Origin of the sequence: Streptomyces sp. NPDC051243 (genome assembly GCF_044455405.1) — a bacterium.
GTDB lineage: Bacteria > Actinomycetota > Actinomycetes > Streptomycetales > Streptomycetaceae > Streptomyces.
On sequence record NZ_JBITES010000002.1, the window covers coordinates 490,516 to 505,590 of the forward strand.

General features: G+C 70.1%; 13 protein-coding genes. 3 read left to right on the forward strand and 10 right to left on the reverse strand.

Annotated features, from left to right (window positions below):
• Positions 1 to 142: 142 nt before the first annotated feature.
• The 3 genes from ACIBAG_RS06120 to ACIBAG_RS06130 form a co-directional block, all read right to left on the reverse strand.
• Positions 143 to 1,360 carry an Ig-like domain-containing protein gene (locus tag ACIBAG_RS06120; protein ID WP_399101957.1) on the reverse strand — a complete coding sequence of 406 codons (1,218 nt, stop codon included), beginning with the start codon at positions 1,358 to 1,360 and terminating at the stop codon, positions 143 to 145.
• A gap of 192 nt (positions 1,361 to 1,552) precedes the next feature.
• On the reverse strand, positions 1,553 to 2,581 hold the full coding sequence (locus ACIBAG_RS06125) for a P1 family peptidase (protein ID WP_399101480.1): 1,029 nt from the start codon (positions 2,579 to 2,581) through the stop codon (positions 1,553 to 1,555).
• 190 nt (positions 2,582 to 2,771) lie between these two features.
• Positions 2,772 to 4,010, reverse strand: coding sequence for a low temperature requirement protein A (locus ACIBAG_RS06130; RefSeq protein ID WP_399101482.1), 1,239 nt, complete (start codon positions 4,008 to 4,010; stop codon positions 2,772 to 2,774).
• 343 nt (positions 4,011 to 4,353) lie between these two features.
• Here ACIBAG_RS06130 and ACIBAG_RS06135 point away from each other — a divergent pair, with 343 nt between their 5' ends.
• Together ACIBAG_RS06135 and ACIBAG_RS06140 are read left to right on the forward strand one after the other, a co-directional pair.
• On the forward strand, positions 4,354 to 4,536 hold the full coding sequence (locus ACIBAG_RS06135) for a hypothetical protein (protein WP_399101484.1): 183 nt from the start codon (positions 4,354 to 4,356) through the stop codon (positions 4,534 to 4,536).
• 93 nt (positions 4,537 to 4,629) lie between these two features.
• On the forward strand, positions 4,630 to 5,133 hold the full coding sequence (locus ACIBAG_RS06140) for a hypothetical protein (RefSeq protein WP_399101487.1): 504 nt from the start codon (positions 4,630 to 4,632) through the stop codon (positions 5,131 to 5,133).
• Here the strand turns inward: ACIBAG_RS06140 and mscL are convergent.
• The 6 genes from mscL to ACIBAG_RS06170 form a co-directional block, all read right to left on the reverse strand.
• A complete protein-coding gene (mscL, locus tag ACIBAG_RS06145; RefSeq protein ID WP_399101489.1) occupies positions 5,130 to 5,588 on the reverse strand; it encodes a large conductance mechanosensitive channel protein MscL in 459 nt (152 codons plus the stop codon). The two genes, ACIBAG_RS06140 and mscL, sit on opposite strands and share 4 nt — an antisense overlap.
• Before the next feature lie 201 nt (positions 5,589 to 5,789).
• Positions 5,790 to 6,254, reverse strand: coding sequence for a hypothetical protein (locus tag ACIBAG_RS06150; RefSeq protein WP_399101491.1), 465 nt, complete (start codon positions 6,252 to 6,254; stop codon positions 5,790 to 5,792).
• Positions 6,255 to 6,597: 343 nt separating this feature from the next.
• Positions 6,598 to 7,440, reverse strand: coding sequence for an S-methyl-5'-thioadenosine phosphorylase (locus ACIBAG_RS06155; RefSeq protein ID WP_399101493.1), 843 nt, complete (start codon positions 7,438 to 7,440; stop codon positions 6,598 to 6,600).
• Between the two features lie 446 nt (positions 7,441 to 7,886).
• Positions 7,887 to 8,207 carry an FmdB family zinc ribbon protein gene (locus ACIBAG_RS06160; RefSeq protein WP_399101495.1) on the reverse strand — a complete coding sequence of 107 codons (321 nt, stop codon included), beginning with the start codon at positions 8,205 to 8,207 and terminating at the stop codon, positions 7,887 to 7,889.
• Between the two features lie 67 nt (positions 8,208 to 8,274).
• A complete protein-coding gene (locus ACIBAG_RS06165; protein WP_399101497.1) occupies positions 8,275 to 9,567 on the reverse strand; it encodes an MFS transporter in 1,293 nt (430 codons plus the stop codon).
• 244 nt (positions 9,568 to 9,811) lie between these two features.
• A complete protein-coding gene (locus tag ACIBAG_RS06170; protein ID WP_399101499.1) occupies positions 9,812 to 11,365 on the reverse strand; it encodes a potassium/proton antiporter in 1,554 nt (517 codons plus the stop codon).
• 217 nt (positions 11,366 to 11,582) lie between these two features.
• On the opposite strand from ACIBAG_RS06170, the gene ACIBAG_RS06175 reads away from it, so the two are divergent.
• The gene (locus ACIBAG_RS06175) at positions 11,583 to 14,384 is read left to right on the forward strand and encodes a penicillin acylase family protein (RefSeq protein WP_399101501.1); all 2,802 of its coding nucleotides are present in this window, start codon (positions 11,583 to 11,585) and stop codon (positions 14,382 to 14,384) included.
• A 62-nt stretch (positions 14,385 to 14,446) separates the two neighbouring features.
• Here ACIBAG_RS06175 and ACIBAG_RS06180 read toward each other — a convergent pair whose 3' ends face one another.
• On the reverse strand, positions 14,447 to 15,034 hold the full coding sequence (locus ACIBAG_RS06180) for a 5-formyltetrahydrofolate cyclo-ligase (RefSeq protein WP_399101503.1): 588 nt from the start codon (positions 15,032 to 15,034) through the stop codon (positions 14,447 to 14,449).
• Positions 15,035 to 15,075: the final 41 nt, after the last annotated feature.

Below are 15,075 nucleotides of genomic sequence, written 5' to 3' on the forward strand. Positions count from 1 at the left end.
TGCATACCGTAGCCCCTCGGTCGGACATCATGTCCGGGAACCGAGAAAACGTACGTCCGGTAAAACGCACGGGCCGCGCGAGAAGTTCCCGCGCGGCCCGACGAACCATCAGAAATCCCTGTCTGAACGGCACTTCAGCCGATCACACGGCACTGCCCGCGACCCACTCGCTCCACGCCATGTTCCAGCCGTTGAGCCCGTTGTCCGGCGTCACCGTCTTGTCCGGAGAGTTCTTGACGATCACGACGTCGCCGAGGATCGAGTTGTCGTAGAACCACTTCGAGGGCGTGTCACCCTGTCCGCCCTGCACGTCCTGCAGGCCGACGCAGCCGTGGCTCGTGCCCTGGCGGCCGAAGGGCGGATTGCCCTTGTTGTACCAGTAGTTGCCGTGGATGAACGTCCCCGACCGAGTCAGCCGCATCGCGTGCGGCACATCAGGGATGTTGTACGCGTTGTCGAGACCGACGGTCCTGCTGTCCATCCGCAGCTTCGTGAACTTCTCGGAGATCACCATCTGCCCGTTGTACGTGGTGAACTCCGAGCTGCCCGCCGAGATCGGCACCGACTTGACCGTCCTGCCGTCCCGCACGACCGTCATCGTCTGCGTGTTGACGTCGACCGTCGAGACCTGCGAGCGCCCGACGGTGAAGGTGACGGTCTTCTTCTGCACGCCGTGGACGCCGTTCGCGCCCTCGACGCCGTCCAGGTCGATCTTCATCGTGACCTTGGAACCGGCCTTCCAGTACTCCTCGGGGCGGAAGTCGAGCCGCTGCTCGCCGAACCAGTGCCCGACCACCTTCTGCCCGCTGCTGGAGGTGACCGTGATGTGCGACTGCACGGCCTTCTTGTCGCTGATCGCCTTGTCGAAGGTGAACGACACCGGCATACCGACGCCGACCGTCGTGCCGCCGTCCGGCGTGTACGTCCCGATGAAGCTGTTGGCCGAACTGATGGTGGTGAAGGTCGAGTCGGCGGCGACGGTACGCCCGTCCGCGCCCTTGGCGCTGGCCGATATCTCGTACTTCGTCCCCCGCTCCAGCTGCTCCTTCGGCTTCCAGCTGCCACCGTCGGCCGACAGGGAGCCCGGCACGGCCTCCCCGCTGTCCGCCAGCGTCATCTTCACGTCGGTCAGCTTTCCGTCGCTGACCTTCACACCGGTCGTGTTGATCGACGCGCCTGTCGAACCGTCCTTCGCCGAGATCACGATCTTCGCGGCGGACTCCGAGGAGTCCTTGCCGCCCTTCCCGTCCTCGTTGTCGGCGTTGGCGCTCCAGCCGCAGGCGGTGAGGGTCAGGGCGCCGATCGCCAGGGCGGCACAGGCCCTCAGTGCGCGCCGCGCTGCTATGTCCGGCGTTGTCACGAGCTGCTCCAAGTTCATGCGATCTGCGGGATCCGTTCCGTTCCACGGTGGAAGAGGCCACCGCCACCGAACCGGGTTCCCGTCGTACGCGGTGAACGCCATCACGTGACAGAACCGCGACAATGCCCACACCGACCCGCCCGTCCCGCGCCGACCGGCACTGGCCGGGCGCCCGCCCGCCGGCCCTCCGGGTCAGCGATCCCCGTACAACTCCCGGTACGACGGCCACACTCCCCCCGGCCCGTCCACCGACTCGGCCGCGCGCACGGCCCGCACGATCGCGCGCGTCACCACATCCGCGCCCGCCGCGAGAACGTCGTTCAGCGCGAGGGGGTTCCCGGTGTCGAGCGGGCGGTCCCCGGTGGCCAGGGCGAAGACCGTGTCGCCGTCGTTGAGCAGGTGCACCGGCCGCACCGCGCGCGCGATGCCGTCGTGCGAGGTGCCGGCCAGCTTCTGCGCCTGCGCCTTCGACAGGTCCGCGTCGGTGGCGACCACCGCCAGCGTGGTGTTCAGCGGAGGCGGTGCGTTCTTGGCCTCGAACTCGGCGAGGCGAAGGCGGGCGGCCTGGTGGATGTGCGCCTGCGGGTACTCCACCCGTCCCTGGAACAACTCCCCGTACAGCACACCGGTTTCCGGATCCACCGCCGCCCCCGCCGCGTTGGCCACCACCAGGGCGGCCACCGTGACGCCCGAGTCCAGGACGACGCTCGCCGTGCCGATCCCGCCCTTGACCTGCCCGACCGTCGCTCCCGTGCCGGCGCCCACGCACCCCTCCCGCACGGGCGCACCGGTTTCGCTCGCCGCGGCCGCCTCGACGGCCGCCCGTCCGGTGGCCGCGTCCGGCCTCGCCCGGAAGTCGCCGCCCCGCCCGAGGTCGAAGACACAGGCGGCCGGGACCACGGGCACGACGTGCGCCGGATCCATGCCCACCCGCACCCCGCGCCCGCGCTCCTCGAGCCAGGCCATCACCCCGGACGCCGCGTCGAGCCCGTACGCGCTGCCGCCCGTGAGCACGATCGCCTCGACCTTCTGCACGAGGTTGCGCGGATCGAGCGCGTCGGTCTCCTTGGTGCCGGGCCCCCCGCCGCGTACGTCCACGGAGGCGACGGCCCCGCCCTCGGGTGCGAGGACCACGGTCGTGCCGGTCAGCCAACCGTCGCCGGTCCGCGTCGCGTGCCCGACCCGCAACCCCGCGACGTCTGTCAGAGCGTCAACTGTCATGTGCCCAGTGTTGTCCAGTGACCGGCGCCGTCCTATGACACTCGTCGGCCGTTCCCCTCTGCGTCGTCCCCTTCCGTCGTCTCCTTGCGTCGGCCTCGTCCGTCGTGCCCTTCCGTCGTCTCCCTGCGTCGGCCTCGTCCGTCACCCGCAGTAGCAAGTGCTTCGACGTCTCCTCGTGTCGTCCCGTCCCCTAGGCGACCGGCGTCTTCAGCCGCTGTCTGTTCTCCCGGCTGGTCATACGTGCCGTCAGTGTGGTCCCGGTCGCGACCGCCAGCGCCGAGACCACACCGGCCGCGAGCACCGCCCACTCGCCCAGGAACGTGCAGCAGATCACCAGCAGTGCCGCTGTCGGCAGCACCAGTTGCTGGGTGATGCCGAACTTGAAGTGGCGGGAGTGCAGCGCCCACACGGTGAGCAGGTAGAGCGCCGTCGGCAGGGTCACCGCGGCCGACGCGGCCAGCGTCGAGATGTGCGCCTTGCCGACGGCCTGCTCGACCGCCACCTCGATGCCCGCGCCGATCGCGGCCGCCGAGGCGAAGACCAGGTAGTGGCCGTAACCCCACAGGAACGCCTGCTTGTTGGAGCGCAGGTGACCGTGGATCGGCACCACGAAGTAGATCCACCACGCGGCGAAGATGATCAGCAGCCCGCCCGCGGCGATCGGCAGCAGTTCGCCCAGCTCGTCGCTCTCGTCGATGCCCGTCTTCACCGCGACCGTGGCCGCGGCGATGGTCTCGCCGAGCACGATGATCGTGAACAGTCCGTACCGCTCGGCGATATGGCGCGGATGCCAGGACGTGGGGTGGTCCTTCTCCGCGTACGGCGGCACGCACAGCTCGAGGATCGCCATCACCAGGAAGACCCAGGGCCTGGCGCCCTCGGGCAGGACCACCAGCCCCAGCCAGCCGACCAGGCACAACAGCACTCCGGCGGCGTACCGCAGGGCCATCGTTCTCTCCGGGCCCTCACTCGACAGGGCCGCGCGCAGCCACTGCGTGACGAGGGCGAGCCGCATGATCAGGTAACCCAGCCAGACCGCGAGGAAGTCGTGGTCCTCGAACGCCTGCGAGACCCCGGCCGCCAGGACCAGCACACCGGCGATCTGCAGCAGGGTGACGACCCGGTAGAGGACGTCGTCGTTGTCGTACGCCGAGGCGAACCAGGTGAAGTTCATCCAGGCCCACCAGATGGCGAAGAAGACCATGGCGTAGTTGAGGATTCCCTCGCCCGCGTGCCCCTCGGCGACGGCGTGCACCAACTGGATCCCGGCCTGGGCGATGGCCACGACGAAGCACAGGTCGAAGAAGAGCTCGAGCGGGGTGGCGGTCCGGTGCGCCTCCTCACGGCCACGGGCCGTGAGCCTGCGCAGTGGGCGGCGGCTTTCGTGCGCGCGGGGGGAGTCCGGCGCGGGAGTCGAACTGGACGTCATGGGATCAAGCACAGCAGATGGGGCGCGGAATTTCTTGCCTGGCGATTCACAAGCGCGCAAGGCTGCGAACCGTGGGCGGGAGAGGCGGCGTCGCCGAGTGAGGCGTCGACGGGCGGGCTGCTGCTCCGCACGTCGCAGCCCTGAGGGCTGCTGTACCGCAGGTCCCAGCGCCGAGGGCTGCTGTTCCGGAGGCCCCAGCGCCGAGGGCTGCCGTTCCGAAGCTCTCAAGCCTGAGGGCTGCTGTTCCGGAGTCCCAGCCCCGAGAGGCCGCCGTTTCGGAGGTCCCAGCCCCGAGAAGCCGCCGTTTCGGAGGTCCCAGCCCCGAGGGCCGTACCCTGGACGCATGAGTACCGCCCCCACCCCCGAGCCGCGTGCGCCGAAGCCCGCGCTGATCTTCGACGACCCGTTGGACCAGCAGTCCTCGGACGACACGGACCGTGGATGGGGCGAGCGGCCGGGCGCCGACGGCGACGGTGCCGCCGATCTGAAGCGGTTCCTTGACGAGAAGCCGCCCCACCACATCTGAGCCGGACGGTCCCGGCGGGCCGGCCTCGGTCCCTCCCCGCGCGGAGCCTGGGCCGATCGAGGGGTGACGGCGGGGCGTGTCACCCTGTCCGGTGTGGAGATCGCGAAGGTCCGAGGCCTGGCCCTGCCCGACCGGCTGACGTCGGCGCTGCGTCGAGGGCGGTGGCAGCACCCGGGTGACGTGGCGATGAGGGCGCTCATCCCCTGGTTCGAGGAGCCACTCGACTTCCTCCTGACCCCGACGGAGATGACCAGGGAATCCCGGTCCCTGGACATGTTCGCCGACGATCCGCGCTCCTCCGAACTCTTCCGCGAGGTGCGCGGCAGCCAACGACGGGCCCCGGTCGAACTGCCCTGGCTCGACATCGAGCAGGCGGTGCTCATCGCCGTGAACCGGAGGCCCGGCGACGACGTGGCCCTCGCCCTCGACTACCGCACCGACCCCTCCGATCCCCGCGTCGTGGGCAGCGACTTCTGGACGAACCCCCGGCAGTGCGCATGGCGCACAGTGGCACCCGCCTTCTCGGTCTTCGCCGACGCCTTGGGCATGGACCTTGAGAAGCTCGATGCCCCGGCCCCTGAGAGGCCCGGGCCCTAAGGCCGGTCGTGCCCCGAGCCGCGCTGGGCGACCAGTGCGTCGCGGATCTCCTTGAGCACCTCCAGTTCGGTCACCTCGATGACCTCCTGCGCGCCCTCCTTGGCCTTGCGACGGGCCTCCACGCGTGCCAGGTACTTCGCCATGGGCAGGACCATCAGGAAGTAGACGACGGCCGCGGTGATCACGAAGCTGAGGGTCGCGCCGAGGACGGAGCCCCACAGGATCTGAATGCCCTGGTCGCCCTTGCACGTCGAGCTCAGGCACGAGCTGTAGTGATCGAGGTTCTTGGTGCCGATCGCCCCGACCAGCGGGTTGATGATCCCCTTCACCACCGAGTTGACGATGTTGGTGAAGGCGGCGCCGATGACCACCGCCACTGCCAGATCGACGACGTTGCCGCGCATCAGGAAGGTCTTGAAGCCCTCCCAGATGCTCGGTTCCTTCTTCTCGCTCACCGCGGAGCCTCTCCTCGCATGCACAGGTTGTGGAACGAACAGCTCCGCAACCTACGGCAGAGCTCGGCCACCCTGTCCAGTTGGGCCCCACTAACGAGTGACTTGACAGAAGGTCACGCATGATGCGCGCGACATGCGCCATCCGGCTCAGTACCACGGCATGCTTCATCCGGCTCAGCGCCACGGCATGCTTCATCCGGCTCAGCACAGCGTCACCGCCAACCGCGCCGTAGCACTCGCCCCCGCGAGGCGCGCGGCTGTGGATCGCGGCACCGACAGCACCACCAGGGCCCCACTGTCGGCCGCGGTGTCCAGTGGCTCCGGCACCTTCGTCACCCGCGCCCCGCGCGCGACCACCTCGGCGTCACCGCCCGTCGCGGTCTCCTCCGCGGCGATCACGTCGACCCGGTCGCCGGGCCGCAGCAGCCGCACCGTGGCCCCGTCGGCGATCCGCACCGGCGCGGACACCCGTTCGACGGCCCGGTGCTGGCGTACCGGCTCCACCACCGGATGCCCACGCGCCCGGTCGGCCTCCCGCGGCCCCGCCGCAACGAGTGCCGCCGCGGTCACGGCGAGCCCGGCCGCCAAGGCCCGCCTTCGGTGCCGTACGAGCCGGCGCAGTTGGTATCGCCCGCCGCGCACCCGCACCGGCGCGAAGTGCGGCACCTCGCACGTGGCCGGGGTGTCCGAGCCCAGCGGCAGCGGAACGATTGGCGAAGCGAGGGAGGAGGGCGAAGCGAGGGAGGAGGGCGAAGCGAGGGAGGAGGGCGAAGCGAGGGAGGAGGGCGAAGAGTGGGACGACGGAGCAACGGACATGGGGACCACCACCTGCGACGACGGAACGGCTTGCGACGCCACGATGAGGCATCTCGCGGCCGTCCGTCGGAGCCGGTGGACTACTGGGCGGTTGTGGAAAACGCCCCCACCCGAACGAGGAGTTCCGCCTTATCGTTCCGCCCTGTCGCTTATCGTTCCGCCCTGTCGTTTCCGCCCCTCGTTCACCGGCGCCCTACGGCAGCTCGAACCCCGGATCCATCCCGCCCAGCGCGTTGGCGCACAGACAGTCCCGCTCCCCGTTCCCCGGCAGCCCCGCCACCGCGTCGAACAGCACCCCCCGCAGCCGGTCCACATTCGCCGAGAACACCCGCAGCACCTCCTCGTGCGAGACGCCCTCGCCGGTCTCGGCGCCCGCGTCGAGGTCGGTGACCAGGGTCAACGAGGTGTAGCAGAGCTCGAGTTCACGGGCGAGCGCCGCCTCGGGGTGGCCGGTCATGCCGACCACCGACCAGCCCTGCGCGCGGTGCCACAACGATTCGGCACGGGTCGAGAAGCGCGGGCCCTCTATGACCACGAGGGTGCCGCCGTCCACCGGCTCCCAGTCCCGCCCGCGCGCCGCCTTCAGCGCGGCCGCGCGTCCCGTGGGGCAGTAGGGGTCGGCCAGCGAGACGTGCACCACGTTGGGCACCTTGCCGTCGGGCAGTGGCAGGCCGTCGAAGTAGGTCCCCACCCTGGACTTCGTACGGTCGACCAACTGGTCCGGCACGAGCAGCGTGCCCGGTCCGTACTCCGGACGCAGACCGCCCACCGCGCACGGGCCGAGCACCTGGCGCACGCCGAGCGAGCGCAGTGCCCAGAGGTTGGCCCGGTAGTTGATCCGGTGCGGCGGCAGATGGTGGCCGCGTCCGTGCCGGGGCAGGAAGGCGACCCGCCGGCCGGAGATCTCGCCGAGGAAGAGGGAGTCGCTGGGTGGCCCGTAGGGGGTGTCCACCTGGATCTCGGTCACGTCGTCGAGGAACGAGTAGAACCCGGAGCCGCCGATCACGCCGATTTCGACGTTCGCCTTGTTCGCCATGCCCGCACCCTAACCGGCCCCGGAAACGCCGGGGAGCCCGTCCTCCACGCGCACCCGGAGACGCCCATGAGTCCGTTCCGCCCTTGACCCGCCCCCGCGACCGCCGTTCCCAGCCGGCCGCCCGGCAGGCGCGGGGATCGCCGTTCCCAGTCGGCCGCCCGGCAGGCGCGGGGATCGCCGTTCCCAGTCGGCCGCCCGGCAGGCGCGGGGATCGCCGTTCCCAGTCGGCCGCCCCGCAACCGCAGCGACCGCCTTCCCCAGCCAGCCGCTCCGCAGCCGCCGCGACCGCCGTTCCCAGCCAGCCCCGCCAAACGCCTTCCCAGCCGGCCCCGCAACCGCGAAGGACGCCCTCCGGCACCCTCCCTCTCCAGCCTGTACCCGCCCTCTCCAGGAAACGCCAAGGACCCCGTCGCCGTACGACGACAGGGTCCCGCGAGCCGGAGGTGTTACGCGGCGGAGCTGCTGGAGGAGGCGCCGGTGCTCGACGGCTTCGAGTCCGAGGACGACGAAGACGAAGAGGAGGACGAGGACGAGTCGGACGAGGAGGACGTCGACGACTTCGACGACGCGGGCGAGCTGCTCGACGAGGCGCCGCGGCTGTCGTTGCGGTAGAAGCCGGAGCCCTTGAAGACGATGCCGACCGCGGAGAACACCTTCTTGAGGCGGCCCTGGCAGCTGGGGCACTCGGTCAGGGCGTCGTCGGTGAACTTCTGCACCGCCTCGAGGCCCTCGCCGCACTCGGTGCACTGGTACTGATAGGTGGGCACTGTCTTCCTCCTGGCACTCTCACTCGATGAGTGCTAACGACGGTCCATAGTGACGTATTCCAGCCGCTCAGTCCACTGCTACCGGCACCCGGTGACCCACGCCACGTGCGACGGTACGGACCCGGGGCCGTGCCACCAGCCGCGAGCGCAGCGCCACCAGGGTCGCCAGGGCGAGCAGAGTGCCGCCCATCGGGACGAGGAACCCGGCGCCGCCCCAGAAGCGGTCCTCCAGCTGCCCGGCGACCGTGACGGCGGCGGCCTGGCCGAGCGCCACCGCACCGGTCAGCCAGGTGAAGGCCTCCGTGCGGGCACCGGCCGGGACCAGGCCCTCGACCAGCGTGTAGCCGGTGATGAGCGCGGGCGCGATGCACATGCCGACGAGGAGACCGAGGCCGGCGAGAACCAGTACCGAGTGCGCGGCCCACAGCCCGGACGCGGCCAGCGCGAGCGCGGCGTACCCGAGGACGAGGCGTCGCTGCGGGGCCATCTTCCACGCGATGGCGCCGCAGGCGATGCCGGAGAGCATGTTGCCCGCGGCGAACGTGCCGTATAGGACGCCATTGAGTCCCGGCTCGCCGATCGACTCGGTGAAGGCGGCCAGCGAGACCTGCATGCCGCCGAAGACGGAACCGATCCCCAGGAAGGTCACGATCAGCACGCGCACCCCGGGGATGCGCAGTGCGGAAGCGCGCTCCACGCGCGCGTGCCCGACGACCGTGACCGAGGGCTGCGTGCTCTTCTGCGCGGCGAACAGCAGACCGCCCAGCAGTGTGAGCGCGGCCTCCGTCACCAGGCCCGCGGCCGGGTCGACGGTGGTGCACAGGGCGGTGGCCAGCAGCGGGCCGACGACGAACGTCAGCTCGTCGGTGACGGACTCGAAGGCGGCCGCCGTCGTCATCAGGGGCGAGCCCTGCAGCTTCACGCCCCAGCGGGCCCGCACCATGGGCCCGACCTGCGGCACCGAGGCACCGGTCGGGACGGCCGCCGCGAACAGTGCCCAGAGGGGCGCGTGGGCCAGGGCGAGCGCCGTCAGGGTCAGGCCCGACAGCGTGTGGATCAGCACGCCGGGGATCAGCACGGCGCGCTGACCGTAGCGGTCGGCGAGACGGCCGCTGTAGGGGGCGAACAGGGCCATGGAGACACCGGTGACGGCCGCGGCGGCTCCCGCCGCGCCGTAGGAGCCGGTGGTGTGCTGCACCAGCAGCACGATGGAGATGGTCAGCATCGCGAACGGCTGGCGTGCCGCGAAGCCGGGCAGCAGGAACGTCCAGGCGCCGCGGGTGCGCAGCAGCTGTCCGTATCCCGGGCGGGAGGAGGCCGGCGAGTCCTTCGACGGCTCGGTGGTGACCGTGGATGCCACGGCCCGTGCCTTTCTGCCGCCTGGTAGCGCGGCCCCTTCGGGTGGGAGGCGGCGCCGAGAGCTGTCCTCGTGCGCGGAACTGCGGTAGATACCGGCGTCACTGCAAGGACGTCCCGGCCGCCATACGGTCGCGCCAGCTCTGCGTCAGGCAGAGTTGGTTTGATCTGGGTGACGCCTGCATAGTACAGGGGTCGACGGGTGCCTCGCCTGTGAAAATGAGCACCGTGACGGGCTCCACCTGCGATTAGTTCGCCCCGTTCGTCCCCAGCCAACCGGCCAGCTTGCCCCCGGCCGCCACGGCGCGCAGCCGGTTCTCGGCGGCGTCCCGTACCGGATCCGTGGCGACCACGAGAAGTTCGTCCCCGCGCCGCAGCACCGTCGTCGGCAGCGGCACGAACGATTTTCCGTCGCGGACGACGAGGGTGACGGCGGCTCCCGCGGGCAGCCGCAGTTCGTTGATCTCGACGCCGTGCATCTTCGATTCCTCGGGGATCCCGAAGGACAGCAGATGCCCGCGCAGCCGCTCCAGGGGCGCCGACTCGATGCCGAGGTCGGCGGCCTCCTGGCCGCCGCCGATGTTCAGCTTGCGGGCGAGCCAGGGCAGCGTCGGGCCCTGGAGCAGGGTGTAGACGACGACCAGGACGAAGACGATGTTGAAGATGGTGCGGCTGTCCCGGACGCCGCTCACCATGGGGATCGTCGCCAGGATGATGGGCACGGCGCCGCGCAGCCCCGCCCAGGACATCAGCGCCTGCTCGCGCCAGGGGACGCGGAACGGCACCAGGCACGCGAGGACGCCCAGCGGGCGCGCCACCATGGTCAGCACCAGTCCGATGACGAGTGCGGGCAGGATGTCGTCGCCCAGTTCGCTCGGGGTGACCAGGAGACCGAGCAGGACGAACATGCCGATCTGGGCGATCCAGCCGACCCCGTCGGCGAACCCGCGCGTGGCGGGCCAGTGCGGCAGCTTGGCGTTGCCCATCACCATCGCGGCGAGGTACACGGCCAGGAAGCCGCTGCCGTGCGCCATCGCGCCCGCCGCGTACGCGGTGACGGCGATGGCCATCACGGCGATCGGGTAGAGGCCGGAGGCGGGCAGCGCCACGTGCCGAAGGCCCCAGGAGCCGAGGAAGCCCACCGCGATGCCGATGGCCGCGCCGATGGCCAGCTCCAGGGCTATCTCGCCCACCAGCACATACCAGTGCTCCATCGGGCCGGAGTGGGAGAAGGCGACCACCAGGATGACCACGGGGGCGTCGTTGAAGCCGGACTCGGCCTCCAAGGTGCCCGTCACGCGCGCGGGGAGAGGGATCTTGCGCAGCACGGAGAAGACGGCGGCGGCGTCGGTGGAGGAGACGACCGCCCCGATGATGAGCGCCTGCCGCCAGTCAAGCCCGACCAGATAGTGCGCGCCCGCCGCGGTGACCCCGACGCTGATCCCGATGCCGACCAGTGCCAGCGCGGTCGCGGCCGGAAGGGCCGGCTTGATCTCCTTCCACTTCGTGCCGAGACCGCCCTCGGCCAGGATCACGACCAGCGCCGCATAGCCGATGACCTGCGTCAGCTCGGCGTCGTCGAAGCGGATGCCGCCGATGCCGTCCTGGCCCATGAGCATGCCGATGCCCAGGTACACGAGCAGGCTGGGGAGCCCGCTGCGCGAGGAGATCCGGACCGCTGCGACGGCGACGAGGAGGACGAGCGAGCAGACGAGCAGGAGCTGGTTGAGGTCGTGGACAGTCAGCGGCCGTTCCCTTTCCCTGGCCCGCGCACACGCGCGCGCGTGTGTGCACAGGTACATAGGACACGAAGTGGCGGTTCTCCGCACCCAACTACTTCGTTACCTTACCTAACTCTTGACGATTTCTTGACGCTCGGAGAGGCATGATCGAACGTCCGTCCGCGCTGGTTCACCACTCCGCGTCAAGGTGGACTTGGCCCTGCGCCTATGGTTGCTCCAGCGCTCATTCAAAAGGACAGCCCGCCCTGCCGCTCGCGTAAGGACAGCAAGGACAGCGATGCCCCCGAATACCACCGCCTCCACGGGTCAGCAGCCCGGCAAGTCCGGCAGGAAGAAAGGGCGCAGAGCCCGTCTGATCGTCCTCGTGCTGGTACTGGGCCTGATCGCAGGCGTCACCGGCGGTGCCTACTGGTCCATCAGCACCGTCCGTGCCTCGTTCCCGCAGACCAAGGGCTCGATCTCGCTGGACGGCCTGTCCGGGCCCGTCGACGTGAAGCGCGACGACTACGGCATCCCGCAGATCTACGCCTCCTCGGACGAGGACCTGTTCCTGGCGCAGGGCTACGTCCAGGCGCAGGACCGGTTCTACGAGATGGACGTGCGGCGGCACATGACCTCCGGGCGGCTGTCGGAGATGTTCGGCAAGAGCCAGGTCGACAACGACGAGTTCCTGCGCACCCTGGGCTGGGACCGGGTAGCGCAGCAGGAGTACGACAAGACGCTGTCGGCCTCCACCAAGAAGTACCTCCAGGCCTACGCCAAGGGCGTCAACGCCTACCTGGACGGCAAGGACGGCAAGGACATCTCCCTGGAGTACGCGGCTCTGGGGTTCGCCAACGACTACAAGCCGGCGAAGTGGACCCCGGTCGACTCGATCTCCTGGCTCAAGGCGATGGCCTGGGACCTGCGCGGCAACATGCAGGACGAGATCGACCGCGCCCTGATGACCAGCCGCCTCGGCCCCAAGGAGATCGCGGACCTGTACCCGGATTACCCGTACAGCCGCAACAAGACGATCGTCCAGACCGGCCAGTACGACGAGCTCACCAAGACGTTCCAGCCGAGCGGCTCCGCGTCCACCGCGGGCTCGTCCACCGCGGGCTCGCCCACCGGCGGCTCCACGAGCGGCGCGACGGGCACGGGCTCCTCCTCGGGCACCAGCGGCCTGCAGAGCCAGCTGGGGGGCCTGCAGGACGTCCTGGACGACCTTCCGACGGCCGTCGGCGTGAACGGCAACGGCATCGGCTCCAACTCCTGGGTGGTCGCCGGGAAGCACACGATCACCGGCAAGCCGCTGCTGGCCAACGACCCGCACCTGTCGCCCGCGCTGCCCTCGGTCTGGTACCAGATGGGCCTGCACTGCCGCTCGGTCTCCGCCAAGTGCCAGTTCGACGTCACCGGCTACACCTTCGCGGGCCTGCCCGGCGTGATCATCGGCCACAACCAGAACATCTCCTGGGGCATGACCAACTCCGGCGTCGACGTCACCGACCTCTACCTGGAGAAGCTCTCCGGCGACGGCTACCTGTACAACGGCAAGACGGTGCCCTTCATCACGCGCGAGGAGACGATCAACGTCGCCGGCGGCGCGGCCAAGAAGATCATCGTCCGGCAGACCAAGGACGGCATGCCCCTGCTGTCCGACCGCAGCTCCGAGCTGGTGAAGGTCGGCAAGAAGGCCTCCGTCGACACCGCCGCCCCCGACCGCGGCGACGGCTACGGCATCGCGCTGCGCTGGACCGCGCTGGACCCGGGCACCTCCATGGACGCCGTGTTCGCCATGAACAAGGCGGCGGACTGGAACGACTTCCGCGGCGCGGCGGCCCTGTTCGACGTGCCCTCGCAGAACCTGATCTACGCCGACACCAAGAACCACATCGGCTACACACTGCCCGGAAAGATCCCCACGCGCGCGGCGGGCTACGACGGTTCCGTCCCGGCGCCGGGCTGGGACCCGAAGTCCCGCTGGACCGGCTACGTCGACGAGGACGAGCTGCCGTACGAGTACGACCCGGCGCGCGGCTACATCGTCACCGCCAACCAGGCCGTGGTCGGCAAGAAGTACCCGTACACCCTCACCACGGACTGGGGCTACGGCACCCGCAGCCAGCGCATCACGGACCTGATCCAGTCGAAGGTCGACGACGGCGGCAAGATCTCCACCGAGGACATGCGCCAGATGCAGCTCGACAACAGCAGCGAGATCGCGAAGCTGCTGGTGCCCAAGCTGCTGAAGATCGACATCTCCGACAAGGACATCCGCCACGCGCAGGACGTCCGTGACGCACAGGAGCTCCTGGAGGGCTGGGACTACACCCAGGACGCGGACTCGGCGGCGGCCGCGTACTTCAACTCGGTCTGGCGCAACATCCTCAAGCTCGCCTTCGGCAACAAGCTGCCCAAGGAGCTGCGGGTCAAGGGCCAGTGCCTGTGGGTCGACCCGGTCAACACGACCGGCCCCGCGGACCAGACGGACAAGGTGCGCGAGTGCGGCGAGCGCGACGCCGACCAGGCGCAGCCGGACGGCGGTGACCGCTGGTTCGAGGTCGTGCGCAGCCTCATGGACGACGAGGACAGCGACTGGTGGACGACGCCGAGCTCGGGCAACCGCCCCGGCGCCACCAACCGCGACGAGCTGTTCAAGCGCGCCATGATCGACGCTCGCTGGGAGCTGACCGCCAAGCTCGGCAAGGACATCGACACCTGGAGCTGGGGCCGGCTGCACCGCCTGTTCCTGAAGAACCAGACGCTCGGCACCGAGGGCCCCGGCTTCCTGCAGTACGCCCTCAACCGCGGCCCCTGGAAGCTCAGCGGCGGCGAGGCCACGGTCAACGCCACCGGCTGGAACGCCGCGGGCGGCTACGGCGTCGTCTGGGTGCCGTCGATGCGGATGGTGGTCAACCTCGGCGACCTCGACAAGTCGAAGTGGATCAACCTCACAGGCGCCTCCGGGCACGCCTACAACGCCCACTACACCGACCAGACGGACAAGTGGGCCGACGGCGAACTGCTCGACTGGTCCTTCTCGGACGGCGCGGTGGACGAGAGCACGGAGGACACCCTGGTGCTCAGGCCGTGACCCGCTGACGGCGACGAACGGCCGAAGGGGCCCTCCACGCGCGCGTGGAGGGCCCCTTGGCATCAGGGCGACGGCTCCCGGAAGCGGCGCACACCCGACGGTGTCACCACCGCGTGCACCGGACGGTCGTGCGGCTCCTCGGGGACGCGCTCGACGACCTCGGAGTCGTACAGCAGCACCACGAGCGAGGGCCGGGCACCCGCGCGTTCCAGACGGGCGAGAACGCGGTCGTACGACCCCCCGCCGCGCCCCAGCCGCATCCCGCGCGCGTCGACCGCGAGACCCGGCAGCAGCACCACGTCGGCGTCGGTCACGGCGTCCGGGCCGAGGTGTTCGCCGCGCGGCTCGAAGAGGGCCATCTTCCCGCCGTGTTGGACACGGGCGAGGGACTCCTCCCCGGTGTACGTGCCCCAGTCGAGGTCGTTGTCGGGCAGCAGCGCGGGGAGCAGGACGCGCACGCCCCGCGCGCGCAGTGTGTCCAGCAGCGCGAGCGTGCCGGGTTCGGTGCCCACGGAGACGTACGCCGCCACCACGCGCGCGTGCGCCAGCTCCGGCAGGTCCAGGGCCCGTTCGGCCAGCGCGGCCGCCGATGCCCGCACGTCATCCGGCGTCAACCTGCTTCTCACCGTGAGGAACTCTCGCCGCAACATTCGCTTGTCAGTCTCGCCCGGACGTCCGATGTGACTCACCA